This window comes from Lutibacter sp. (assembly GCF_021647475.1).
Taxonomy (GTDB): Bacteria; Bacteroidota; Bacteroidia; order Flavobacteriales; family Flavobacteriaceae; genus Lutibacter.
The window spans coordinates 20,374-46,099 of sequence record NZ_JAKIUR010000013.1; the positions used below are offsets into that span (position 1 = coordinate 20,374).

Annotated in this window: 21 protein-coding genes; 16 read left to right on the forward strand and 5 right to left on the reverse strand. The window is 28.5% G+C overall.

The window, feature by feature from the left end; genetic code table 11:
* Positions 1-74 precede the first annotated feature (74 nt).
* Together L3J60_RS04805 and L3J60_RS04810 are read left to right on the forward strand one after the other, a co-directional pair.
* Entirely contained in the window at positions 75-3,227 is a 3,153-nt protein-coding gene (locus L3J60_RS04805; protein WP_291974354.1) for a carboxypeptidase regulatory-like domain-containing protein, read from the forward strand.
* Positions 3,228-3,273: 46 nt separating this feature from the next.
* Positions 3,274-3,744: a DUF6495 family protein gene (locus L3J60_RS04810; protein ID WP_291974355.1), complete on the forward strand. Its 471-nt coding sequence runs from the start codon at positions 3,274-3,276 to the stop codon at positions 3,742-3,744.
* Here the strand turns inward: L3J60_RS04810 and L3J60_RS04815 are convergent.
* On the reverse strand, positions 3,725-4,408 hold the full coding sequence (locus L3J60_RS04815) for an NAD-dependent deacylase (RefSeq protein WP_291974356.1): 684 nt from the start codon (positions 4,406-4,408) through the stop codon (positions 3,725-3,727). The two genes, L3J60_RS04810 and L3J60_RS04815, sit on opposite strands and share 20 nt — an antisense overlap.
* Before the next feature lie 55 nt (positions 4,409-4,463).
* On the opposite strand from L3J60_RS04815, the gene L3J60_RS04820 reads away from it, so the two are divergent.
* Positions 4,464-5,141: an RNA methyltransferase gene (locus L3J60_RS04820; protein WP_291974357.1), complete on the forward strand. Its 678-nt coding sequence runs from the start codon at positions 4,464-4,466 to the stop codon at positions 5,139-5,141.
* Here L3J60_RS04820 and L3J60_RS04825 read toward each other — a convergent pair.
* The 4 genes from L3J60_RS04825 to L3J60_RS04840 are packed head-to-tail and all read right to left on the reverse strand — an operon-like array spanning position 5,134 to position 8,678.
* On the reverse strand, positions 5,134-5,502 hold the full coding sequence (locus tag L3J60_RS04825; RefSeq protein WP_291974358.1) for a hypothetical protein: 369 nt from the start codon (positions 5,500-5,502) through the stop codon (positions 5,134-5,136). The two genes, L3J60_RS04820 and L3J60_RS04825, sit on opposite strands and share 8 nt — an antisense overlap.
* Position 5,503: 1 nt before the next feature.
* Positions 5,504-6,706 (reverse strand): alanine dehydrogenase, encoded by a 1,203-nt coding sequence (locus L3J60_RS04830; RefSeq protein ID WP_291974359.1) that lies wholly within the window; start codon positions 6,704-6,706, stop codon positions 5,504-5,506.
* Positions 6,699-7,115: a tRNA (adenosine(37)-N6)-threonylcarbamoyltransferase complex ATPase subunit type 1 TsaE gene (gene tsaE, locus L3J60_RS04835; RefSeq protein ID WP_291974360.1), complete on the reverse strand. Its 417-nt coding sequence runs from the start codon at positions 7,113-7,115 to the stop codon at positions 6,699-6,701. Before tsaE ends, L3J60_RS04830 begins: the two co-directional genes overlap by 8 nt.
* Before the next feature lie 12 nt (positions 7,116-7,127).
* Complete coding sequence (locus tag L3J60_RS04840) at positions 7,128-8,678, reverse strand: bifunctional response regulator/alkaline phosphatase family protein (RefSeq protein ID WP_291974361.1); 1,551 nt, start codon at positions 8,676-8,678, stop codon at positions 7,128-7,130.
* Between the two features lie 39 nt (positions 8,679-8,717).
* Here L3J60_RS04840 and L3J60_RS04845 point away from each other — a divergent pair, with 39 nt between their 5' ends.
* The 13 genes from L3J60_RS04845 to L3J60_RS04905 all read left to right on the forward strand — a co-directional run bounded on the left by L3J60_RS04845 (position 8,718) and on the right by L3J60_RS04905 (position 25,719).
* Positions 8,718-9,950: an HD domain-containing protein gene (locus tag L3J60_RS04845; protein ID WP_291974362.1), complete on the forward strand. Its 1,233-nt coding sequence runs from the start codon at positions 8,718-8,720 to the stop codon at positions 9,948-9,950.
* A gap of 30 nt (positions 9,951-9,980) precedes the next feature.
* Positions 9,981-11,012 (forward strand): UDP-3-O-(3-hydroxymyristoyl)glucosamine N-acyltransferase, encoded by a 1,032-nt coding sequence (gene lpxD, locus L3J60_RS04850; RefSeq protein ID WP_291974363.1) that lies wholly within the window; start codon positions 9,981-9,983, stop codon positions 11,010-11,012.
* A gap of 1 nt (position 11,013) precedes the next feature.
* Positions 11,014-12,411 carry a bifunctional UDP-3-O-[3-hydroxymyristoyl] N-acetylglucosamine deacetylase/3-hydroxyacyl-ACP dehydratase gene (locus L3J60_RS04855; protein WP_291974364.1) on the forward strand — a complete coding sequence of 466 codons (1,398 nt, stop codon included), beginning with the start codon at positions 11,014-11,016 and terminating at the stop codon, positions 12,409-12,411.
* Complete coding sequence (gene lpxA, locus L3J60_RS04860; protein WP_291974365.1) at positions 12,408-13,190, forward strand: acyl-ACP--UDP-N-acetylglucosamine O-acyltransferase; 783 nt, start codon at positions 12,408-12,410, stop codon at positions 13,188-13,190. The genes L3J60_RS04855 and lpxA overlap by 4 nt, the downstream gene beginning before the upstream one ends.
* Positions 13,191-13,240: 50 nt before the next feature.
* Complete coding sequence (gene efp / locus L3J60_RS04865) at positions 13,241-13,807, forward strand: elongation factor P (protein ID WP_291974366.1); 567 nt, start codon at positions 13,241-13,243, stop codon at positions 13,805-13,807.
* Positions 13,808-13,810: 3 nt separating this feature from the next.
* Entirely contained in the window at positions 13,811-14,734 is a 924-nt protein-coding gene (locus L3J60_RS04870) for a UDP-3-O-(3-hydroxymyristoyl)glucosamine N-acyltransferase (RefSeq protein ID WP_291974367.1), read from the forward strand.
* 74 nt (positions 14,735-14,808) lie between these two features.
* Positions 14,809-15,681: a succinate--CoA ligase subunit alpha gene (gene sucD, locus L3J60_RS04875; RefSeq protein WP_291974368.1), complete on the forward strand. Its 873-nt coding sequence runs from the start codon at positions 14,809-14,811 to the stop codon at positions 15,679-15,681.
* 90 nt (positions 15,682-15,771) lie between these two features.
* Positions 15,772-16,518, forward strand: a complete 747-nt coding sequence (gene fabG / locus L3J60_RS04880; RefSeq protein ID WP_291974369.1) for a 3-oxoacyl-[acyl-carrier-protein] reductase — start codon at positions 15,772-15,774, stop codon at positions 16,516-16,518.
* 12 nt (positions 16,519-16,530) lie between these two features.
* On the forward strand, positions 16,531-18,555 hold the full coding sequence (locus tag L3J60_RS04885) for a VWA domain-containing protein (protein WP_291974370.1): 2,025 nt from the start codon (positions 16,531-16,533) through the stop codon (positions 18,553-18,555).
* A gap of 322 nt (positions 18,556-18,877) precedes the next feature.
* Complete coding sequence (locus tag L3J60_RS04890; RefSeq protein WP_291974371.1) at positions 18,878-19,264, forward strand: hypothetical protein; 387 nt, start codon at positions 18,878-18,880, stop codon at positions 19,262-19,264.
* 72 nt (positions 19,265-19,336) lie between these two features.
* Positions 19,337-23,665: a CusA/CzcA family heavy metal efflux RND transporter gene (locus L3J60_RS04895; RefSeq protein ID WP_291974372.1), complete on the forward strand. Its 4,329-nt coding sequence runs from the start codon at positions 19,337-19,339 to the stop codon at positions 23,663-23,665.
* A gap of 4 nt (positions 23,666-23,669) precedes the next feature.
* Positions 23,670-24,803, forward strand: coding sequence for an efflux RND transporter periplasmic adaptor subunit (locus tag L3J60_RS04900; protein WP_291974373.1), 1,134 nt, complete (start codon positions 23,670-23,672; stop codon positions 24,801-24,803).
* An 85-nt stretch (positions 24,804-24,888) separates the two neighbouring features.
* Complete coding sequence (locus L3J60_RS04905) at positions 24,889-25,719, forward strand: prohibitin family protein (RefSeq protein WP_291974385.1); 831 nt, start codon at positions 24,889-24,891, stop codon at positions 25,717-25,719.
* Positions 25,720-25,726 lie beyond the last annotated feature (7 nt).

The following is a 25,726-nucleotide window of genomic DNA, read 5'->3' on the forward strand; positions in this document are numbered from 1 at the left end:
AAGCTCACCTAAATGGTGGGCTTTTTTAGTATATTTGTTTTGAACAAACAAATCTTAATTTAATTTATAATCATATGAAAAAAAGACTATTATTTTCATTTTTTATTACAGTTTTTGCTGTAATTACTGGTTTTTCTCAAGTAACAACCTCAAAAATACAAGGTATTGTTACCGATGAAAATTCAGAAGGACTTTATGGAGCAAATGTTATAGCAAAACATTTACCTACCGGAACAGTATCAGGAACCATGACACTTGAAAGTGGACGATTTTCACTTCAAAATTTACGTGTTGGTGGACCTTATACTATTACTATTAGCTATTTAGGCTACAAAACAGTTGAATATAAAGATGTATATTTATCTTTAGGAACTGCATTTGATGTTAACGCAAAAATGGTTAGTGAAAGCCAACAATTAGGTGAAGTTGTTATTACAGGTGGTAGAAATACTACATTTAATAACAATAGAACTGGAGCAGAAACTAATGTTGGAACAAGAGAATTAACTAAATTACCTTCTATTTCAAGGTCTGCTTCTGATTTTACTCGTTTAGATCCTTCAGCATCTTCTAATGGTTCTTTTGGAGGTAGAAATGATCAATATAATAACTTTACTTTAGATGGATCTATTTTTAATAATCCATTTGGACTAGATGCTGCAACACCAGGCGGGCAAACAGATGCTCAACCAATCTCACTAGATGCTATTGAACAAATTTCTGTTCAAACTGCTCCTTATGATGTAACTTTATCTGGGTTTACAGGTGCTTCAATTAACGCAGTTACCAAAAGTGGTACAAATAAAATTAAAGGTACTGTTTATGGATATTATAGAAATCAGGATTTAACAGGTAGTAAAATAAAAGGACAAAAAATATTTGTACCAAAATTGGATCAAACTCAATATGGATTTAGTGTTGGTGGTCCAATTGTTAAAAATAAACTGTTTTTTTTCACAAACTTTGAAAAAGATGATAGAACCGATCTTGGGGAAGACTGGTTGCCAAATACAGGTACAGGAGATATAAATGAATCTCGTGTTGCTTTACAAGATTTATTAGATGTGCAAACAGCTTTAAGAAATTTAGGTTATGATCCAGGGGAATTTCAAGGATTTACGCATAAATCAGAAAGTACAAAAGGAATTGTAAAATTAGATTGGAATATTAATGACAATAATAGACTAGCAATTATTTATAATTTTTTAAATGCTTCAAAAGATAAAAATGCACATCCAACAGCATTAGGATTTAGAGGTCCAAATTCACAAACGTTACAATTCCAAAATTCAGGATATCAAATTAATAACAATATTCAATCCTATTTAGCTGAATTAAATTCAACGTTGGCAGATAATGTGAGTAATAAATTTCAAATAGGTTATACTCATTTTAATGATTTTAGAAACCCAATGTCAACACCTGCTCCAATTATAAATATATATAAAGATGGTACTCCATATATTATTGCAGGTCATGAACCATTTTCAATAAACAATAAATTAGATCAGAAAGTTTTTCAATTTTCTGATAATTTAAATATTAGTAGGGGAAATCATAATTATACATTAGGGGTTTCATTTGAAAAATTCAAATTTAAAAATTCTTTCAATTTAGTTAATTATGAATCTTTTACATATGGAGTATTCCCATATTTTGGAATATTTTCACCGTATGCAAGTGTTCAAGATTTTTTAAATAATGCACAACCAGGAGGAGTTGTTAGTCAAGATTTGGCAGCAACACAAAATGTTTTTGATTCCTCAAATGCAGCTGGAGCTGGAAATGATGGAGGTTGGAAGTTAGCAGAAACAACTGTTGGTCAAATGGCATTTTATATGCAAGATGAATGGAATGTAACGGATAATTTTAAATTATCATATGGCATTAGATTTGACAAACCATTATTTTTTAATACTTCAGATTTAATTCAAAAATTTATTGATACAGATAATGGATCTACAAGAGACAATAGTATTCAATATTTTGACCCAAAAACTGGAGATGCAGTTTATTTAAATTCAACAAAAATGCCTAATAATCAATTTATTATGTCTCCAAGAATTGGTTTTAATTGGGATGTTAATAGTGATAAAAAAGTACAATTTAGAGGTGGAACAGGTATATTTACTGGTCGTTTTCCGTTTGTTTGGTTAGGAAACCAAGTAAGTGGAGCCGATGATGGTTTTTTCCAAATGATTGATCCAGACTTTAAATTTCCTACAGTATGGAGAACTAGTTTAGGATTAGATTATAAACTAGAAAATGGAGTTACATTAACTACTGATTTATCTTATACTAAAGATATAAATGGTGCTCAAGTACAAAACTGGGGATTAAAAACTCCAACAGGTTCATTAAACGGAGTGGATAACAGAGCTATTTATTTAGCTTCAGATAGAGGGGCTAATAATGCTTACGTATTTACAAATTCAGATAAAGGAAGAACTTTTAATGCAACTTTTCAAGCTAAAAAATCTTTTGAAAATGGTTTATTTGTAAGTTTAGCTTATAACTATTTAGATTCAAAAGATGTAAACTCTATTGAAGCTGAAATTACAGGTGATGCTTTTGCAGCAAATCCCGTAGTAGGTAATGCAAATACTGCAGTTTTAGGTCCATCAAAATATGGAGATAAGCATAGAATTATTGGTGTTATTTCAAAATCATGGAAATATGGAGCTAATGATAAATGGAGCACTTCTTTAGCATCTTTCTTTGAATATGCACAAGGAGGTAGATTTTCTTATACTTATGGAGGAGATATCAATAATGATGGATCTGGTTTAAATGATTTAATTTATGTTCCTACTACTTCTGAAATTAGCCAAATGACATTTTCTGGAGCAGGACAAGGAGCTGCTTTTGACCAATTTATTGCTCAAGATAATTACTTAAGTGGAAGAAGAGGAAAATATGCAGAACGTTATGGTGCAGTTTCTCCTTGGAGAGGAAAATGGGATATGAAGTTTATTCAAGAATTAAAAGTATCAAAAGATAATTCAATTCAGTTTAGTATAGATATTTTAAATATTGGAAACTTAATCAACTCTGACTGGGGATTAGTTCAACAACCAAATGCAATTCAACCTATTGGAGTGAGCGTTGACGGAACTGGGAATCCAACTTATACTTTTGATCCAAGTCTTCAAAAATCATTTGTTTATAGTAGTTCATTACTATCAAGATGGCAAATGCAATTTGGCTTAAGATATATATTTAATTAAAAATTTTATTTATTTTTGAACCGCCCAATTGGGCGGTTTTTTTATTATGAAATATAGACCATTAACCAAAGAACAACTGCTAGAATTACCTTTAGAATTTGCTAAGTTTTTAGCTACTCAACAAATTGATAAAGCAAAATGGAAACAGCTTAAAATTAATAAACCAAAAATTACTGAAGAAGAACTAGCTATTTTTAGTGATTTAGTTTGGGAAAATGTACTTAATAAAACCAATTATATTGAACATATTTCTGAACATCATCTAAACGTTTTTAAATGTAATTCAAAAGAAATAATTCGAATTTATGTAAAATGGGAGGATTCTTCAAAAAGTTTTTTAAATGAAGAAGATTTTCAATGGTTTTTAAACCATCCTTTGAATGAAAAAATAGAATATTTTAAAGCTTCAAAAAAATATACTTCTGAAAGAAATATGGAGTTATTTAAACTTATTGAAATGGGCGGACAAATAAGTGATAGTAAATTATTTGATAATCTTATTCAATTAATTGATTAACAAGTTTTGGCACACCAAAAGTTGCTTTTTTAGATATATTTATAATATTTAAATTTTGGTATTTATTTAAAACTTCATTAGGGTTTATAAAATATATTGGTATTAAAGGTTTTGTATAATGAACTAAACTTGCTGCAGGATATACTTGCATAGAAGTTCCTATAACAATTAAGATGTCTGCTGCTTTTACCATTTCTATTGCGTTTTGTAATAAAGGAACAGCTTCACCAAACCAAACAATATGCGGACGCAATTGAGTATTTTCTTCACATAAATTCCCAATATTTAAGTCCTTTTTCCAAGAATAAATTAAGTTTTTATTTTTGCTGCTTCTTACTTTTAATAATTCTCCGTGCAAATGCAAAATATTTGAACTCCCAGCACGTTCATGTAAATCATCTACATTTTGTGTTATTATTTGTACTTCAAAATATTTTTCAAGTAAAACCAATGCTTTATGAGCCTTGTTTGGTTTAACTTTTAGTAATTGTTTTCGTCGTTGGTTATAAAAATTAAGAACCAATTTTTTATTTTTATTCCAACCAATTGGTGAGGCAACTTCCATAATGTCATGTCCTTCCCATAAACCATCAGCATCTCTAAAAGTTTTAATGCCACTTTCTGCACTAATTCCTGCTCCAGTTAAAATTACTATTTTTTTCATAAAAACTAATTCTAATTCAAAAGTAAAATTTTATCTTTGATTTAATTCAATTGAAATGATAGATTATAATTTAATTACCTATTTAGAACAGTTTGTTTCAGAAAGAAGAAGGGAACTATTTAAACAAGTTTTAGAAGAAAGAACTCGGCATTTTACAGTGGCTATTGAAGATATTTATCAATCTCATAATGCAAGTGCAGTAGTTAGAAGTTGTGATGTTTTTGGAATTCAGGATGTACATATTATTGAAAATAAATATAAGTTTAGTACTTCAAAACAAGTTTCAAAAGGAGCTCAAAAATGGTTAGATTTTGAATATTACCGACAAAAAGATATAAATAATACTTTGGATTGTATTAAGAATTTAAGAAATAAAGGATATCAAATTGTTGCAACAACACCTCATAATGATTCTTGTTACTTGCAAGATTTTGATGTGTCTAAAAAATCAGCATTCTTTTTTGGAGTTGAAAAAGCTGGACTATCAAAAGAGGTACTTAATAATGCCGATGTAAATTTAAAAATACCAATGGTTGGTTTTACAGAAAGTTTAAATATATCTGTTGCCGCAGCAATAATACTACAAAGTACAACGGAAAAATTGAAAAAATCAAACATTAAATGGCAATTATCTTCTGCTGAAAAAGAAGAAGAATATTTAAAATGGCTAGAAAAATCTATAAAAAGTATTAAAAAAATTAAGGAATATTTTTACTCAAAAACAATTACTTAATACTAATTTTTTCTATATAAGCAATTGATTTGCATCTTTTTACAGATAATGTAATGTTTTTTAAACTATCTTCTCCTTGTATATTATATTTTATGCAAGAATCTAATTTAACCTTATTCCAAATATCAACATCTCCATCCTTTAAAATTTGAGCAATACTTACAGAATCTATTTTATTTGAATCTAAAAGTAGTATCACTTCTGGCGAAAATACTATAGGTTTATTTCTAATACTTTTTAAAACCCGTGCATTTGGCAAATAATCAAATTCCACCTTCTTTTTATTAAGAAAAAAAACGACAATAACAATTCCAAAAAAAAGTCCAACTAAATAATAGGGTAAACGTTGTTTAACAGTCATATTATAAAAATAGTAAATTAATATCTCTAAACGGTAAATTAAACCAATCGGCAACCGTTTTATTGGTTAATATTCCGTGGTAAAAATACATTCCATTTCTCAAAGTTTTATCAAATCGAGCTGCATTTTCAAATCCGCCTTCTTCAGCAATATTCATTAGATAAGGTGTAAAAATATTACTTATGGATACAGAGGCTGTACGTGCATATCTAGAGGGAATATTTGGGACACAATAATGTACAATTCCTAATTTTTTTATGGTTGGATTTTCGTGTGTAGTTACTTCAGAAGTTTCAAAACAACCACCACGGTCAATACTTACATCAACTATTACAGCACCATCTTTCATGTTTTCTACCATTTCTTCAGTTACAATAACTGGCGATCTAGATTTTCCTCTAATGGCTCCAATCGCAATATCGCATCTCATTAATGCTTTTATCAACGTTTTAGGCTGAATAGTGGAAGTATAAATGGGATGTTTTAAATTATTTTGTAAACAGCGTAATTTGGTAATAGAATTATCAAAAACCTTGACTCTTGCACCTAATCCTAAAGCAGTTTTGGCTGCAAATTCACCAACGGTTCCTGCTCCTAAAATAACAACATCAGTAGGAGGAACGCCACCAATATTTCCAAATAATAAGCCATTTCCTTCACTATTATTGCTCATTAATTCGGCTCCGATTAAAATAGAAGCTGTACCGGCAATTTCACTTAATGATTTCACCACTGAATAAATACCTTGTTCATCTTTAATATAATCAAAAGCTATAGCCGTAATTCTTTTTTTAGCTAAGGCTTCAAAATATTTTTTAGATTGTGTTTTTAGTTGTAAAGCAGAGAATAAAACACTTTGAGGATTTATATCTTTAATTTCATCTATAGTAGGAGGTTCAACTTTAAGTATAATTTGACATTCAAAAGTCTCTTTTGCACTGTAAGCAATTTTTGCCCCAGCTTCTGAATAATCTTTATCACTATAATTAGCTCCTTTTCCTGCATCAGTTTCAATAACAAATTGATGACCTTGTGCTGTTAAAGCAGCAACTGCATCAGGTGTTAAACAGACTCTCTTTTCTTGATAATAGATTTCTTTTGGAATTCCTATAACTAATTTCCCTTTTTGTCTAGCTATTTCTAACGTTTCTTCTTGAGGAATAAGCTGTTGTTTACTAAAGGGAGATTTTATTTTTTTACTCATTGTTTTTTAATTCGATGGTTCTTTGCTGGTTGTTGTTAATAGTAATTGTAATAAAAGTGGACTTTAAAGGTAGTAAATTTTCCACTTTATTTGGCCATTCAACTAAACACCAATTATTACTGTAAAAATATTCCTCAATTCCTATATCTAAAGCTTCCTCTTCAGATTGTATTCTGTAAAAGTCGAAATGATAAATAGTATCCATAGTTTTTGAATAATATTCATTAACCAATGAAAAAGTAGGTGAACTTACAATATCTGAAGAACCTAATTGTTTAACAATTTCTTTAATTAAAGTAGTTTTGCCAACTCCCATTTCTCCGTAAAAAAGTAAAATTTTAGAATCTGCATTTGCTATAACATCTTTAGCAATTTTTTGCAATTCATTTAAAGTGTATTTTTTTACCATATGCTTTAAATATTATTTTGGTACAAATATAGCACATGGAATTATCATTTCCTCTAATGAAATTCCTCCATGTTGAAAGGTGTTTTTATAATATTTTACAAAATGATTGAAATTGTTGGGGTATGCAAAAAAATAATCTTCTTTAGCAAAAATAAAGGAACTATTAAATGCCACAGTTGGTAATCCAATTTCTTTAGGATCTTTAACTGCAAATACATCTTTTTCATTATAAGTTAGGCTTCTTCCTGTTTTGTAACGAAGATTAGAACTTATATTTTTATCACCAATAACTTTAGAGGGTTCTTTAGCATTTATAGTTCCGTGGTCTGTAGTAATAATTAACTTTAAGCCCAGTTTTTGTGCTTTTTGAATCATTTCTAGTAGTGGAGAATTTAAAAACCAGCTTTTTGTTAATGATCTGTATGCCTTGTCATCATTAGCTAATTCTTTTATTACTTCCATTTCAGTTTTAGCATGTGAAAGCATATCTACAAAATTGTAAACTATTACGGTTAAATCATTTTCTTTAATGCTATTAAAATTATCTGCAAGTTGTTTTCCACTTCGTAAATTGGTTATTTTAAAATAGGAAGTTTTTATATTTTGATTCAATCTTTTTAATTGTGCTTCTAAAAAATCTTCTTCATATAAATTTTTACCACCTTCATCTGTGTCATTTTTCCAATAATTCGGGAATTTTTTCTCCATTTCTAAAGGCGTTAAACCTGAAAAAATAGCATTACGAGCATATTGTGTTGCTGTGGGTAAAATACTGTAATATGGTTTTTCTTCCTTTTTTTTATAATAGTTGCTAATTGTTTGCTCTAAAACATAGAATTGATCGTAACGTAAATTATCTATTACAACCAATAAAGTTCCTTTGTTTTTATCTAACTCAGGAAGCACAGCTCTTTTAAATAAAGTATTGGACATAATTGGAGCATCTTCGGTTTGCATCCAATCTGTATAATTTTTTTTAATAAATTTAAAGAATAATGAATTAGCTTCTTTTTTTTGGCTTTCCAAAATTTCTATCATTCCAATGTCGCTAATGTTTTCTAACTCTAATTCCCAATAAACTAATCTTTTATAAATATCAATCCAATCTTCATAAGTGTTAACCATGGCTAAATCCATGGCTATTTTTCTAAACTCCTGCTGATAATTAGAAGTCGTTTTTTCAGAGATTAATCTAGAATGTTCTAAGTTTTTCTTTAAGCTTAATAAAATTTGATTCGGATTTACAGGTTTAATTAAATAATCGGCTATTTTATTTCCAATAGCTTCTTCCATAATATATTCCTCTTCACTTTTAGTAATCATAACTATTGGTGTGCTAGGTTGAATTCCCTTAATCTCCAACAATGTTTCTAGCCCACTTAACCCAGGCATATTTTCATCCAAAAAAATGATATCAAAAATAGTTTCTTTACACATTTCAATAGCATCAGCACCATTTGTGCAGGGTACAACGTTATAATTTTTTTTTTCTAAAAAAAGAATATGTGGTTTTAATAAATCAATTTCATCATCTACCCATAAAATGTTTAATTTGCTATTCATATTGTTATCTTTGTTGAATTAGTTTTAAATGTAATTATTTTGACCAGAAAAAAATCAAATAAGCTTAAAATATTAAACGATCCAATATATGGCTTTATTATCATACCCAGTGCATTAATTTTTGACTTAATTGAGCATCCTTATTTTCAGCGATTAAGGCGGATTTCACAAATGGGATTATCCTATTTAGTTTACCCAGGAGCTCATCATACAAGGTTTCATCACGCTATTGGATGTATGCATTTAATGCAAAAATCAGTCCAGTTATTACGATTTAAAGGTGTTGCTATTTCAAAAGATGAAGAAACAGCCCTTTATGTTGCTATTTTATTGCACGATATTGGTCACGGTGCATTTTCACATGCTTTAGAACATAGTATTGTTTCTGGAATTAATCACGAAACTATTTCATTAAAATTTATGGAAGTTTTAAATAAAGAGTTTAATGGTAAACTTTCTTTGGCTATTGAAATTTTTAAAGGAAATCATCCAAAAAAATATTTATACCAGCTAATTTCTAGTCAGTTAGATATGGATCGATTAGATTATTTAAAACGTGACAGTTTTTATACTGGTGTTGCAGAAGGGAATATAAATTCGGAACGTTTAATAACGATGCTTAATGTGGTTGATAATCAGCTTATTATTGAAGAAAAAGGAATTTATTCTGTAGAAAAGTTTTTAATATCTCGCCGATTTATGTATTGGCAAGTCTATTTGCATAAAACTGGAGTTGTTGCAGAAAAATTATTGGAAAAGGTTTTAAAAAGAGCTAAAGAGTTGGCTTTACAAGGAGTTAAACTCCCAGCTAGCAAATCATTTTCCTATTTTTTATACAATCAGATTAATGCTGACAATTTTACAGATGAAACTTTAAAAATATTTGCGAAATTAGATAATTACGATGTGTTTTCTTCTATTAAAGAATGGATATCAAATGAAGATTTTATTCTTTCAAAACTCTCTGAAAGTTTAATTAATAGGAAGTTACCTAAAGTAATACTTCAGAATAATCCTTTTACAGATATGGAAATTGAAAATGCTAAAAATGAAGCACAAAAAAAATTAAAATTATCAGATGATGTATTAGATTATTTTGTTTTTCAAGGAAAAATAAGTAATCAAGCTTACAATACAACTGATGATGCCATAAATATTTTATTTAAAAATGGTGAAGTAGAGGATATTACAAAAGCATCCGATCAACTAGATATCCAATCTCTGTCTATTACTAAGTATAAATATTTTATGTGCTTTCCTAAAAATAGGTAGTGTACAAGTTTTTTTTTACTTTTGTAGGCAATGAAATTTACAGCAAATCAAATAGCAGAAATTTTAGAAGGTACTGTAGTTGGCGATGCTAACATAGAAGTGGATAAACTTTCTAAAATTGAAGAAGGTCAAAAAGGTTCGTTAACCTTTTTATCTAATCCAAAATACACACATTTTATTTATTCTACAAATGCTTCCATAGCAATAGTAAATAATGAATTTATTCCTGAAAAAGAAATTAAAACAACCTTAATAAAAGTTGAAGATGCTTATAAAGCATTTTCAAAATTGTTAACTTATTATAATGAAATTCGTTTAAATAAATCGGGTATTGAAAATCCACATTTTATAAGTGAATCTGCTACCTTAGGAGAGGATGTTTATATAGCAGCCTTTTCCTACATTTCTGATAATGTAAAAATTGGAAATAATGTGAAAATTTACCCCAATGCATTTATTGGAGATAATGTTCAAATAGGGGAAAACACAATAATTATGACTGGAGTAAAAATTTATTCCGATTGTATAGTTGGTGATAATTGTGTGTTACATGCTGGTATAGTTATAGGAGCAGATGGATTTGGTTTTGCCCCAAATGAAGAAGGAATTTATAGTAAAGTACCTCAAATTGGAAATGTTATCATTGAAGATAATGTAGATATTGGAGCTTGTACCACTATTGATAGAGCTACATTAGGATCAACTATAATTAGAAAAGGAGTTAAATTAGACAATCAAATTCAAATAGCTCACAATGTTGAAATTGGAGAAAATACCGTTGTTGCAGCCCAAACTGGTATTGCAGGATCAACAAAAATTGGCTCAAATTGTATGCTTGGAGGGCAAGTAGGAATAGTTGGGCATATAACTATTGGAAATAATGTTAAAATTCAAGCACAATCTGGAATTTCTAAAAATGTTAAGGATAATGAAGTTATACAAGGATCACCAGCTTTTGGTTATGGCGATTTTTATAAATCATATGTATATTTTAAAAAACTACCAGAATTAGTGGCTACTATTAATTCACTAGAAAAAGAAATTAAAAAATTAAAAGATTAAAATGAGTACCAATCAAAAAACTATTAAGTCTGAAGTTTCATTATCTGGGGTAGGACTGCATACTGGAAATCCAGTAACTATGACCTTTAAACCAGCTTCAGAAAATCATGGAATATCATTTGTACGCGTTGATTTAGAAGGCTTGCCTAAAATTGAAGCTAGTGCTGAATATGTTGTAAATACCCAAAGAGGGACAAATTTAGAAAAGAGAGGCGTTAAAATTAATACCTCAGAACATGTATTAGCTGCTGTAACATCTTTAGATATTGACAATATAATCATAGAAATGAATGCTGCCGAGCCTCCAATTATGGATGGTTCTTCAATTCATTTTATTGAAGCACTTGAAAAAGCTGAAATAGTTGAACAAAATAAAAAAAGAGATGAATTTATAGTAAAGGAAATTATTTCATATAAAGATGATGAAACTGGAAGTGAAATAATTTTAATGCCAAGTGATGAATATCAAATAACCACAATGGTTAATTTTGGAACTAAAGTGCTTGGAACACAAAATGCTACACTTTACTCTTTAAAAGATTTTAAAAATGAAATTGCCGCTGCAAGAACTTTTAGTTTTTTACATGAACTAGAAACACTACTTGACCATAACCTTATTAAAGGAGGCGATTTAAATAATGCTATTATTTATGTAGATAAAGAAATCTCTGATGAAACAATGGCAAAGCTAAAAAAAGCTTTTAAAAAAGAAAATATATCAATAACTCCAAATGGCATTTTAGATAATCTAACGTTGCGTTGGCCTAATGAAGCTGCCCGACATAAATTACTTGATGTAATAGGAGATCTTACACTAGTTGGTACAAAAATTAGAGGTAAAGTTATTGCAAACAAACCTGGCCATAAGGTAAATACTGTATTTGCTAAAAAATTGCAAAAAATAATAAAGCACGAAAAGAGAAACAACGTGCCAAAATTTGATTTGAGCAAACCTCCTTTGATGGATGTTAATAAAATAATGAGTATTTTACCTCACAGACCACCTTTTTTATTAATTGATAGAATTCTAGAACTATCTGATACACATGTTGTTGGAATGAAAAATGTAACCATAAATGAACCATTTTTTGTAGGTCATTTTCCTGAAGCACCTGTAATGCCAGGAGTTTTACAAATTGAAGCAATGGCTCAATGTGGTGGAATATTGGTATTGAGTTCTGTTCCAGATCCAGAAAATTATTTAACGTATTTTATGAAAATGGATAATGTTCGTTTCAAACAAAAAGTATTACCTGGAGATACTTTAATTTTTAAAGCCGAATTAATTTCTCCAATCCGTAGAGGAATTTGTCACATGCAAGCTTGTGGATATGCTAATAACAAACTTGTTGTAGAGGCAGATTTAATGGCACAAATTGTAAAAAAAGATAAAAAATGAATCAACCATTAGCGTATGTACATCCAGGAGCAAAAATAGCAACCAATGTAGTTGTTGAACCTTTCACCACAATTTATAATGATGTTACTATTGGTGCCGGTACTTGGATTGGATCTAATGTTACCGTAATGGAAGGTGCACGAATTGGGAAAAATTGTAGAATTTTTCCAGGAGCGGTAATTTCTGCAATCCCACAAGATTTAAAATTTGAAGGAGAGGATTCTTTGGCAATTATTGGAGATAACACCATTATACGAGAATGTGTAACAGTTAATAGAGGTACTAAAGCTTCTGGTAAAACACAAATAGGAAATAATTGTCTTATTATGGCAACTTCGCATATAGCTCACGATTGTAGAATAGGAAATCACTGTATTTTAGCAAACGGTTCTGTAATTGCAGGCCATGTAACCTTAGGAGATTATGCAATTTTAAGTGGCTTGGTTGCGGTTCATCAATTTATTCATATAGGATCGCATGCACTAGTCTCAGGAGGCTCATTAGTTAGAAAAGATGTTCCACCATATACAAAAGCAGGTAAAGAACCTATTTCATATATTGGGATAAATTCAATTGGACTAAGAAGAAGAGGATTTTTAACAGATAAAATCAGAGAAATTCAAAATATATATCGAATTTTATATCAAAAAAATTACAATACCACACAAGCTTTAGAAATTATTGAAGCTGAAATGGAGGCAACCAAAGAAAGAGATCAAATAATTCTCTTTATTAAAAATTCTCAAAGAGGTATTATGAAAGGGTATTTAAGTATTTGATAATTAAATAGTTAAATAAACATATTTAAATTAATTTATAAAGAAATATAATGGCAACAACATCAGATATTAGAAATGGATTATGTTTAAAATATAATAATGACATTTTTAAAGTAATTGAATTTTTACACGTAAAACCAGGTAAAGGACCTGCGTTTGTTAGAACAAAACTAAAAAGTTTATCTACTGGTAAAGTATTGGATAATACATTTCCTGCAGGTAGAAAAATTGAAGATATAAGAGTTGAAACACAAAAATTTCAGTATTTATATCCAGAAGGAGATTTATTTCATTTTATGAATACTCAAGATTATAATCAAATAACATTGCAAAAAGCAACTTTAGATGCTCCGGAGTTATTAAAAGAAGGTGAAATTGTTACTATTATCATTAATACAGAAGATGAAATGCCTTTATCTGTTGAAATGCCTAATAGTGTAATTTTAGAAATAGCTCATACAGAACCAGGTGTTAAAGGAAACACAGCAACCAATGCAACTAAACCTGCAACAACAGAAACAGGAGCAACAATTAATGTTCCCTTATTTATTAATGAAGGAGATAAAATAAAAGTTGATACTGCAAAAGGAGCATACTTAGAACGTGTAAAAGAATAAATAATGAAATTACCTCGAATATATTCTTTAGAAGAAATTGCTAAAATTACTGGAGCAACAATGGTTGGTCCTACAAATTTTCCAGTCACTGGTTTTAATGAAATTCATGTTGTTGAATATGGTGATATTGTATTTGTAGATCATCCAAAATATTACGATAAAGCTCTACAATCAAATGCAACAGTGGTTTTAATTAATAAAAAAGTTAAATGTCCACAAAATAAAGCTTTATTAATATCAAAAGATCCTTTTAGAGATTTTAATAAATTATCAGCCTATTTTAATCCTTTTAAAAAAGCAAGTAAAACAAAAGCTGCTACTGCAAAAATTGGTAAAAATTCAATTATTCAACCTACAGTTTTTATAGGAAATAACGTCAGTATTGGCGATAATTGTTTAATACACGCAAATGTTACTATTTATGATAATGTTGTAATTGGAAATAATGTCACTATACATTCAGGCACTATTTTGGGTGCTGATGCTTTTTACTATAAAAAAAGACAAGATGGCTATGATAAATTAATTTCAAGTGGAAGTGTTTTAATTGAAGATAATGTAGATATTGGTGCACTTTGTACTATAGATAGAGGTGTTTCAGGTATAACTACTATTAAAAAAGGAACTAAAATTGATAATCAAGTTCAAATTGGTCATGATACGGTTATAGGTGAGCAATGTTTAATTGCTTCTCAAACAGGTGTAGCTGGTTGTGTGGTTGTTGAAGATAATGTAACACTATGGGGGCAAGTTGGGACTAATAGTGGTATTAGAATTGGAAAAGGAGCTGTTATTTTAGGTCAAACTGGAGTTACTAAATCTGTTAAAGGCGGAAAAACATATTTTGGAACACCAATAGAAGAATCTCGGACAAAATTGAAAGAATTAGCAGGATTAAAACAGTTATTAAAAAATCAAAAAAAGTAATTAATTTTAGTAGTGTAAACAGAATAAAAATTAACTTTGTAACAAGTTATAAACTTTAATTTAAATATACATCAATGAGTGTTTTAGTAAATAAAAATTCAAATATAATAGTACAAGGCTTTACAGGTAGTGAAGGAACTTTTCATGCGGGTCAAATGATTGATTATGGCACTAATGTTGTTGGAGGAGTAACACCAGGAAAAGGAGGTCAAATGCACTTAAATAAACCAGTATTCAATACAGTACAAGATGCTGTTGATCAAGTTAAAGCAGATACCTCTATTATTTTTGTTCCGCCAGCATTTGCTGCTGATGCAATTATGGAAGCTGCAGCTGCAGGTATTAAAGTTATTATTTGTATTACTGAAGGTATTCCTGTAGCCGATATGGTTAAAGTTAAAGCTTATATAGAAAATAAAGATTGTAGATTAGTTGGCCCTAACTGTCCAGGAGTTATAACTCCAGATGAAGCTAAAGTTGGTATTATGCCAGGTTTTATATTTAAAAAAGGAAATATTGGTATTGTTTCTAAATCTGGTACATTAACTTATGAAGCTGCCGATCAAGTAGTAAAAAATGGTTATGGTATTTCTACTGCTATTGGAATTGGTGGAGATCCAATTATTGGAACAACTACAAAAGATGCCGTAGAAATGTTTATGAATGATGATGAAACTGATGCTATTGTTATGATTGGTGAAATTGGAGGTCAATTAGAAGCTGAAGCTGCAGAATGGATTAAAAAAACAGGAAATAAAAAACCTGTAATAGGATTTATTGCTGGTCAAACCGCTCCTAAAGGAAGAACTATGGGGCATGCAGGGGCAATAGTTGGCGGTAAAAATGACACGGCTCAAGCTAAAATGGAAATATTAAGAGAAAATGGAATTTACGTGGTTGAATCTCCTGCTAAAATAGGAGCAAAAGTTGCTGAAGTTTTAGGTTAATTTCTCTAAAATAAAATATTGAGAGCTTCCTTAAAAAGGAGGCTTTTTTTATCTCAAATTTGTATATTTGAATCTATTAAAATTAAATACATGAAACTTTTAGAAAATAAAAATACATTAATTACTGGAGCAACTCGTGGTATCGGAAAAGGAATTGCTATAGAATTTGCTAAACAAGGCTCTAATATTGCTTTTACCTATAATGCTTCTGTTGAAGCTGCCAAAAGTTTAGAAACCGAATTAAGTTCTTATGGCATTAAAGCTAAAGGATATCAATCTAATGCTGCAAATTTTGATGCTGCTCAGGAATTAGCTAAAGAAGTTTTGAAAGAATTTGGTTCTATTGATGTATTAATTAATAATGCCGGAATTACAAAAGACAATTTGTTAATGCGTATTTCTGAAGAAGATTTTGATAAGGTAATAGAAGTAAATCTTAAATCTGTTTTTAATTTAACTAAAGCAGTAATTAGACCTATGATGAAACAACGTTTAGGCTCTATAATTAATATGACTTCTATAGTTGGAATTAAAGGAAACGCAGGGCAAACAAATTATGCAGCTTCTAAAGCAGGAATTATTGGTTTTACTAAATCCGTTGCTTTAGAACTTGGATCAAGAAATATACGTTGCAACGCTATTGCTCCGGGCTTTATAGAAACTGAAATGACTGCTAAACTAAATGAAGATGTTGTGCAAGGTTGGAGAGATGCTATTCCTTTAAAAAGAGGAGGAACTCCAAAAGATATTGCAAATGCATGCGTATTTTTAGCATCTGATTTGAGTTCGTATATTACAGGACAAACACTAAGCGTTGATGGTGGTATGCTTACCTAAATATCAAATATTTTGAACACTAAAACAGCTTTATTTATAATTATAGCATTCTGTATTGCTTTATTACTAGCTGTATTCCAATATATTTTTAAATCAAAAAACGAAGGGAAAGTTAAATATTGGCTTTCTCTTTTACGTTTTTTAAGTGTTTTTTTAATATTAGTTGTATTTATAAATCCATCTATAAATAAAATAAGCTATCAAATAGTAAAACCAAAACTTTTTGTAGCCATTGATAATTCTCAATCTATAAAATTTAATAATAACGATGCTATTGTAACTAACTTGGTGAAACAAGTGAAAAACAATAAATTATTAAATTCTAAATTTGATATTAATTATTATAGTTTTGGTGATAAAGTTAGCGTTTTAGATAGTTTGACTTTTAATGGAGCTACTACTAATTTATCGCTTCCAATACAAATTATTCCTGAAACAGACTTAATTTCTAAGACTCCAATAGTTTTAATTACCGATGGAAATCAAACGGAAGGATCTTTAGATTATACAAGTTATAAAAATGCTATTTATCCAATAATTGTTGGCGATACTAGTACTTTTGAAGATATTAAAATTAGTAATGTTAATGTAAATACAACCACTAATATTAATAATAATTTTCCTGTAGAACTGTTTGTAAATTATGATGGAAAATTACCTATTCATAAAAAATTAACTATTTATAATAATAAAAAATTAGTATTTAATAAAAGAATAGATTTATCTAAAACTAATACTACTATAAATTTACTAATTTATTTGAAAGCTGATAAAGAAGGAAATCAATATTATACCGCTGAGATTGAAGCTTTAAAAAATGAAAAAAACAGGCTTAATAATAAGGTTTATTTTAGCACTAAAGTAATTGATAACCCAATAAAAATTGCTATAATTTCTACTATAAATCATCCAGATATTGGAGCGTTAAAGGAAGCTATTGAAAGTAAAAAACAATTAAAAGTTGATTTGATAATCAATTTAGATAAAGATATTGAATATAAAGATTATCAGTTATTTATAATCTACCAACCAACCGTAAAAGTAAATGAAATATTTAAACAAATTAATAATTTAAATAAAAATTATTTTATAATATCTGGTTTACATACTAATTGGAATTATTTAAACTCAGCTCAAAATTATTTCACAAAAAAAGATCTTCAAAATAGTGAAAAATTTGAATGTTTTTTAAATACAGATTACAGCAAATTTTTTGTTAAAAATCTAGATTTTTCAAGTTTACCACCGTTGATTTCTAATTTTGGAAAATTCACTTTTAATCAACCTTATGAAACCTTATTGTATAAAAAAATAAATGGAATAAAAACAAATCAACCGTTATTAGTAACATTAAATGATAATAATAGAAAAATTGCATTGATGAGTGGTGAGAATATTTGGAAATGGAGAATGCAAAGTTTTGCTAAAAATAAATCGTTTTTAAATTTTGATAATTTTATTGCTAATTTAATTCAATATTTGTCATCAAAAAATAGTAAAAACAGACTGAAAGTAACAGCAAAATCTATATATTATTTAAATGAATCTATTGAAGTAAGTGCTACTTATTTTAATGAAAATTCAGAGATTGATGTACGAAATAAATTATGGTTGACGCTATATAATAAACAACATAAATTCATTAAAAAAATTCCTTTTACGGTTAATCAAAATCAATATAAAGTTAATGTATCTAATTTAGATACAGGTGTTTATCATTATGTAATTAGTGATAAAAGCCAAACAGTATATTATAAAAATAGCTTTAAAATCACTGCTTTTAATTTAGAAAAACAATTTAAAAACTCTAATTATAAAAATTTACAAATTATTGCAAATAACTCAAGTGGAAACTTGTTTTTTCAAAATAATTTACGAAAATTAGAAAAAAGCCTTATTTCCAATCCAAATTTTAAATCTATTCAAAAAAAAGAAATAGTTAAAGAATCTATAATTAATTGGAAGTGGCTACTATTTCTTATTACTTTATTTTTAAGTGGAGAGTGGTTTTTAAGAAAATATATCGGAAAAATGTGATTTAATGTATGTAAGTTTTTATCAATTTTTAAACGGTAATATTCAACAAATTATATTAAGTAATAACCTGAGTTCTATATAAAGATTTAGTTGTTCAAAACGCTATTCTCGATACAATTTTCTATTGAAAATTACTCGAATTAACGTGTTTTGTTTGCAAATTACGTCAGATTGAGTGAAATTCTGAAAGAATTTTGTATCGAAATCAAGTAATTTGCTTACATCGAACTCAGGTTAATAAATAAAATTGATAATTAAATTAATAAAAACAATAAAATTTAATCACAAAATAGTCCAAAAGATTTCATATTTGCAATATCAGATGAAGAAAGTATTAGTAACCATATTATCATTTACTATTCTATTTCAAAGTTTTAACTTTCAATTAGAAGATATTACTAAGATACCAACTCTTGTGAATCATATTGCTGATCATTTTGAGAATGGAGATAGTTTTATGGATTTTATTTCAATGCATTATGGAAGTCAGTATGAAATTCATAAAACAAAGCATAAAGAACATCAAAAATTACCACTTAAACAATATTTGCTAGATCTACATTTTCAGGTTTATATTTCTGTATATACTAAAAATTTAGTAGTAAATTCTTTTAAAGAAATTAATTTAGATAAAAAAGTATATGCTTATACAGAACTATCTTCAAACTTTCTTTTAACTAAAATTTTTCAACCTCCAAAGCACACATAATTCAATTATTATTTTACAATTAGAAAGTCATATTATTGATTTTCAACACTATAAACTATAATTAATTAAATTATGTTACAAAAAATCATTAAGATAAGTATTGAAAATAAACTTATCGTTTTATTAATTACCGCAGCAATATTTGCATTTGGTTTATTTTCATTAACACAAATACCAATAGGTGCTGTACCCGATATTACAAACAATCAAGTACAGGTTATAACAACTTCAAGAAATTTATCTACACAAGATGTTGAACAATTTATTACCTATCCTATTGAGTTGGAAATGGCTAATTTACCTGGAGTTCAAGAGATTAGATCTATTTCGAAATTCGGATTATCTGTTGTTACAATTGTATTTGATGATGATATAGGAACTTATTTACCTCGCCAATTAATTGCTGAAAAAATTAAAACAGCAGCTGAAAAAATACCTAAAGGATTTGGAACCCCAGAAATGGGGCCAATTACTACGGGTTTAGGGGAAATTTATCAATATATTTTAGATACAAAACCTGGATATAAAAATAAATATTCTCCAATGGAACTTAGAACTATCCAAGATTGGGTTGTAAAACGTCAATTATCTGGAATTCCAGGAGTTGTTGAAATAAATACCTGGGGTGGATATTTAAAACAATATGAAGTTGCTTTAAATCCTGAAAAATTAAAATCAATGAATATTGAGATTACTCAAATTGTTGATGCCTTGGAAAAAAATAATAGTGTTGCTGGAGGAGGATATATTGAAAAAACCAATGAAAGCTACTTCGTTAGAGGAGAAGGGATGATTAAAACCTTGGAAGATATTGAAACAATTGTTATAAAAAATATTGAAGGCGTTCCAGTTTTAATAAAAGATGTTGCAGAAGTTAAATTTGGTTTCGCAAACAGATTTGGGGCAATTACAGGTAATGGTGAAGGAGAAAAAGTATTAGGACAAGTAATGATGCTTAAAGGTGGCGACTCAAACGAAGTTATTAAAGCCGTAAAACAACGTGTGTCCGAAATACAAAAAACACTACCAGAAGGTGTTTTTATAAATGGTTTTTTAGAACGAAGTGAATTAATAGGTAAAACTACTTTTACAATTGCTGAAAACTTAATTTTAGGAGTTCTCATCGTAATTTTTGTTGTGATTTTACTTTTAGGAAGTTTTAGATCAGGATTAGTTGTAGCATCTGTAATACCATTATCACTTTTGTTTACATTATCATTGATGTACATTTTTGGAGTTGATGCTAATTTAATGAGTTTAGGAGCGATAGATTTTGGTATTATTATAGATGGAGCCGTAATTATTGTTGAATTTATTGCCTTTAAAATAACAAGCAATAGAAAGGAATTAATGCTTTTATCAGAAGCTGACAGGCAAGATAGTATTGATGAGATTACCTATAAAAGTAGTTCCAAAATGATGACATCAGCAGTATTTGGTCAACTTATTATATTAATTGTATTTATACCAATTTTATCACTCAGCGGCGTTGAAGGAAAAATGTTTAAACCAATGGCTATGGCATTTAGTTTTGCATTAATAGGAGCCATGTTTTTATGTTTTACTTATGTACCTGTAATTTCTTCGATATTTTTAAAACCTGAAAAAGTAACTAAAAACAACATATCAAAACGTTTAATGTCATTTTTCAATATGTTGTATGAGCCAACAATTAAATGGGCATTAAAAAATAAAAAAAGTGTAATTGGAGCTTCTATTGCATTATTAATAGGAACAGGTATTCTTTTTAGCAAAATGGGAGGAGAGTTTATACCAACGTTAGATGAAGGAGATTTTGTAATTCAACCTGTTTTAAAAACAGGAACTTCTTTATCAAGAACAGTAGAAATTACAACACAGATTGAACAAATTTTATTAGATAATTTTCCAGAAGTAGACCAAGTAGTTTCACGTATTGGTGCTGCTGAAGTTCCTACTGATCCTATGTCTATGGAAGAAAGTGATGTAATTATTAAATTAAAACCAAAAGGAGAATGGGTTTCTGCAAATTCAAAAGATGAATTAGCCGATAAGTTTAAAGAAAAATTATCTATAATTCCAGATGTAGATTTTGAATTTACACAACCTATAGAAATGCGTTTTAATGAGTTAATTACAGGTGTTAGAGCTGATGTTGCAATTAAAATATTTGGCGAAGATTTAACTATTTTGGCAAGTAAAGCAAATGAAATAAAATCTAAAATTGCTAATGTTGAAGGTGCAGCTGATATTATTGTTGAAAAAATTGATGGTTTACCACAAATGACAGTTAATTATGATAGAAAAAAAGTAGCACGTTATGGTTTAAATATTCACGATTTAAATCAAGTAGTTTCTATGGCTTTTGCAGGGCAAATAGTAGGAAATGTTTTTGAAGGTGAGCGTAGATTTGATTTAGTAGTGCGTTTTCAATCTGAATATAGAAAAAATATTGACGATCTTAAAAACTTATATGTTGATGCTCCTTCAGGAAATAAAATTCCATTGCATGAATTAGCCACCATAGAATATACAAAAGGACCAGCAAAAATATCTAGAGATGATACTAAAAGACGTATTGTAATTGGTGTTAATGTAAGAAACAGAGATATGGAATCTGTTGTGAAAGATGTTCAGAAAATTATAAATGAACAAGTAAAATTACCTGTTGGCTATACCATTTCTTATGGTGGGCAGTTTGAAAATTTAAATAGTGCCAAAGCACGTTTAAAAATTGCTGTACCAATAGCTTTATTACTCATATTCATACTATTACATTTTGCGTTTAAATCTATAAAAGAAGCTCTAATGGTATTTTCTGCTATTCCATTATCGGCTGTTGGTGGTGTGCTTTTTCTTTGGATAAGAGATTTGCCATTTAGTATATCAGCGGGTGTTGGATTTATAGCTTTATTTGGTATTGCTGTTTTAAATGGAATTGTACTTATTGAGCATTTAAAAGAGTTGAAAAAAAGAGGAATGGATGATATCAATGAACGAATAATATTAGGAACAAAAGAACGCTTAAGACCCATTATTTTAACGGCAGCTGCAGCCGCACTTGGTTTTTTACCAATGGCAATATCAACCAATGCAGGAGCAGAAGTTCAAAGGCCACTAGCTACGGTTGTTATTGGTGGTTTAGTAACAGCAACAATTTTAACCTTGGTAGTACTACCCGTTTTATACGCCATTTTTGACACTAAAGAGTTTAAAATTAAAAGAAAAAATAAATTTAAAATAACTATATTTTCTTTACTTATTTTGAGTCCAATAATAGCTTTCTCACAAGCAAAACCAATAGCTTTAAATGAGGCTATTTCTTTAGCTGTCAACAACAATAAAGAACTTAACATTAGGCAATTAGTAGTTAATAAAGATAAAAAATTGGTTAATGGTGCTTTTGAGATTGAAAAAACAAAATTATATTATACTTATGACGAAACTAATTTAGGCATAGATGGTAAACCTTTTGAAACTTTTGGTATTGATCAAACCATAGAATTTCCTACGGTTTATTTTGCGAAAAGTAAAGTAGTAAAAATCAATGCTAATTTATCTAATTTAAATTATAAAATAGCAAAAGAGAACCTAATAAAAGAGGTGTCAAAATTGTATTATACAATTGTTTATTTGAATCAAAAAAAGAAATATTTAGCTCATATAGATAGTTTGTATAAGGATTTCTCAATAGCAGCAAAGCGAAAATTTGAATTGGGAGAGTCTAATTATTTAGAAATGATTATTTCTCAATCAAAACACAAGCAATTTGAAGTACAGTATAATCAGCTTCAAAATGATATAAATATTGTGTATGAAAGTTTTAACTTATTACTTCAAACAGATAAGGTAACGAGAGTAAAAGATATAAGATTAGCAAAAGTTAAATTAAAGTATTTAGATTTAAGCTCACATCTGGTTAATAAATATTATACTGAAAACTCAAGATTGTTTAGAGCTAAAAAAAGATTGGAAAAACAACAATTATTACCTGATTTGCATTTTAATTACTTTAATAATAAAGATTTAATAGCAAATACAACTGTAAATAGTTTTCAGGCAGGAATATCAATACCACTCTTTTTTATGGGTAAATCAGCAAAAATTAATGCAGCCAAAATACAGGAAGATATTTCAAATGAAACAGCAATTAATTCAAGTATTAAACTGAAATCAAAATATATAAATTTATTAGAAGAGCTTAAAAAGAATGAATTTCAATTAGATTATTACCAAAATAATGGTAAGAAGCTAGCATCTGAAATTTTAAAAACCGCTATTCTAAGTTATAAAAATGGTGAAATAGACTTTTTTCAATATATACAAAGTATTGAAACAGTAAATAAAATTGAAATGAATCACCTAATTAATTTGAATACATACAATCAAATTGTTTTAGAAATAAATTATTTAAACTTATAAAAAAATGAAAAAAAAAATATCAAAAATAATAGTACTGCTGCTCTCGATTATTACAATTTCTTGTAATACTTCAAAGACAGAAGAAGCTACGGTTAATCCTATAAAAGAAGATAATAACCTTGTTGAGATTACTTCATCTCAGTTTGAAAATTCAAAAATGAAATTAGGAAAAATTTCAAAACAACTTTTTACAGAAAGTATTAAAACCAATGGTTATATAGATGTTCCGCCAGCAAATAGAGCCAAAGTAAGTGCAATAATTGGAGGATATGTTAAGAAATCACCATTATTAGTAGGTGATAAAGTAAAAAAAGGACAATTATTGTTAACCATTGAAAATCCAGATTTTATTGAGATACAACAAAATTATTTAGAGGTTTCTGAAAAATTAACTTACTTAAAGTCTGAGTATAATAGACAAAAAACATTATTCAAAGAAAAAATTACTTCACAAAAAAAATATTTAAAAGCGGAAAGTGATTATAAAAGTGCTCTTGCTTCATTAAATGGATTGTCTCAAAAGTTGAAAATGATTAATATCAATCCGCTAAATGTAAAAGCAGGCAAAATAACGTCAATTGCACCAATTTATGCTCCTATTGGTGGCAGTGTAACTGCTGTTTACACAAATGTAGGAGAATTTATGAATGCATCAGATGTTTTATTAGAAATAATAAATAACGAGCATAAACACCTTGAGTTAATTGTATTTGAAAAGGAGATTTTAAAAATTAGAGAGAAACAACCTATTTTATTTAAAATTCCTGAGTCTTCTACAAAAAAATATAAAGCAGAAGTTTACCTAGTAGGAAAGTCAATTGATAAAAATAGAACAGTTAGAGTACACGGACATTTAGAAGACGAAGATGTACCCTTTATAGTAGGTATGTTTGTAGAAGCTGAAATTATTACTAACTCTGTTCAAAAACAAGCATTGCCTATTGAAGCTGTTCTTGAAAAAGATAATGAATATTTTGTTTTAGTGCTGAAAGAAAAAAAGAATAAGGTCTATCAATTTGAAAAAGTTAAAATTAATGTTGGTATAAAAAATGAAAATGGGATTGAAATAATTGGTAAGAATTTAGAAAACAAACAAATTTTAATGAAAGGAGCTTTCTTACCGTTAGAGAATGGGTAAACTGATTATTGTTACTAAATAGTATTTAAAATTAAATTTAATGAATTCTATTTTGTATTTTTGGCTAAATCAAAAAAAAACAAAAATGAGCAATAACGGACAATTACAATTACCAAAATCTTTATTACCAATTATTTTTTTAGTTATAATTGGAATTATTTTTATTTCAAAATCAACAGTTAATATTGATGCTGGAGAAGCAGGCGTGTTATGGAAAAGGTTTGGTGGAGGAGTAGTAACTAATCAACCACCATTAGGTGAAGGATTTCATCTTGTAGCACCTTGGAATACCGTTACAATATATAATGTTAGGCAACAAGAATTGTTTGAAAAAATGAAAGTATTATCCTCAAACGGATTAGATATTTTATTAGAAGTTTCTGCTTGGTATCAACCAAATTATAATGAATTAGGAAAATTACATAAAGAAAGAGGAGAACAATATAAAGAAAATGTACTTATGCCAGCTTTGCGTTCTGCCGCCAGAAGTGTTGTTGGACGTTATACTCCTGAACAATTATACGCAAGTAAAAGAGACGTAATTCAATTAGAAATTTTTGATGAAACTAAAGCAATACTTGATGACCAATTTGTACAACTAAATCAAGTATTAGTACGCGACGTAACTTTGCCACCAACAATTAAAAATGCTATTGAGACCAAGTTAAAATATGAACAAGAGTCTTTAGAATACAAATTTAGAATTGAAAAAGCCCAAAAAGAAGCAAAACGTCAAGTTATTGAAGCTCAAGGTAAAGCTGATGCAAACCGTATTTTAAGTGCCTCATTAACCGATAAAATACTTAGAGATAAAGGTATTGATGCTACTATTCAATTATCTAATTCTTCTAATAGTAAAGTTATTGTTATAGGTTCTGGAAAAAGTGGATTGCCTATTATTTTAGGAAATCAATAATAAAAAA

Coding starts and splice junctions, on each gene's coding strand:
- L3J60_RS04805 (WP_291974354.1), top strand. CDS start 75: ATGAAAAAAAGACTATTATTTTCATTTTTTATTACAGTTTTTGCTGTA.
- L3J60_RS04810 (WP_291974355.1), top strand. CDS start 3,274: ATGAAATATAGACCATTAACCAAAGAACAACTGCTAGAATTACCTTTA.
- L3J60_RS04815 (WP_291974356.1), bottom strand. CDS start 4,408: ATGAAAAAAATAGTAATTTTAACTGGAGCAGGAATTAGTGCAGAAAGT.
- L3J60_RS04820 (WP_291974357.1), top strand. CDS start 4,464: ATGATAGATTATAATTTAATTACCTATTTAGAACAGTTTGTTTCAGAA.
- L3J60_RS04825 (WP_291974358.1), bottom strand. CDS start 5,502: ATGACTGTTAAACAACGTTTACCCTATTATTTAGTTGGACTTTTTTTT.
- L3J60_RS04830 (WP_291974359.1), bottom strand. CDS start 6,706: ATGAGTAAAAAAATAAAATCTCCCTTTAGTAAACAACAGCTTATTCCT.
- tsaE (WP_291974360.1), bottom strand. CDS start 7,115: ATGGTAAAAAAATACACTTTAAATGAATTGCAAAAAATTGCTAAAGAT.
- L3J60_RS04840 (WP_291974361.1), bottom strand. CDS start 8,678: ATGAATAGCAAATTAAACATTTTATGGGTAGATGATGAAATTGATTTA.
- lpxD (WP_291974363.1), top strand. CDS start 9,981: ATGAAATTTACAGCAAATCAAATAGCAGAAATTTTAGAAGGTACTGTA.
- L3J60_RS04855 (WP_291974364.1), top strand. CDS start 11,014: ATGAGTACCAATCAAAAAACTATTAAGTCTGAAGTTTCATTATCTGGG.
- lpxA (WP_291974365.1), top strand. CDS start 12,408: ATGAATCAACCATTAGCGTATGTACATCCAGGAGCAAAAATAGCAACC.
- efp (WP_291974366.1), top strand. CDS start 13,241: ATGGCAACAACATCAGATATTAGAAATGGATTATGTTTAAAATATAAT.
- L3J60_RS04870 (WP_291974367.1), top strand. CDS start 13,811: ATGAAATTACCTCGAATATATTCTTTAGAAGAAATTGCTAAAATTACT.
- sucD (WP_291974368.1), top strand. CDS start 14,809: ATGAGTGTTTTAGTAAATAAAAATTCAAATATAATAGTACAAGGCTTT.
- fabG (WP_291974369.1), top strand. CDS start 15,772: ATGAAACTTTTAGAAAATAAAAATACATTAATTACTGGAGCAACTCGT.
- L3J60_RS04890 (WP_291974371.1), top strand. CDS start 18,878: ATGAAGAAAGTATTAGTAACCATATTATCATTTACTATTCTATTTCAA.
- L3J60_RS04895 (WP_291974372.1), top strand. CDS start 19,337: ATGTTACAAAAAATCATTAAGATAAGTATTGAAAATAAACTTATCGTT.
- L3J60_RS04900 (WP_291974373.1), top strand. CDS start 23,670: ATGAAAAAAAAAATATCAAAAATAATAGTACTGCTGCTCTCGATTATT.
- L3J60_RS04905 (WP_291974385.1), top strand. CDS start 24,889: ATGAGCAATAACGGACAATTACAATTACCAAAATCTTTATTACCAATT.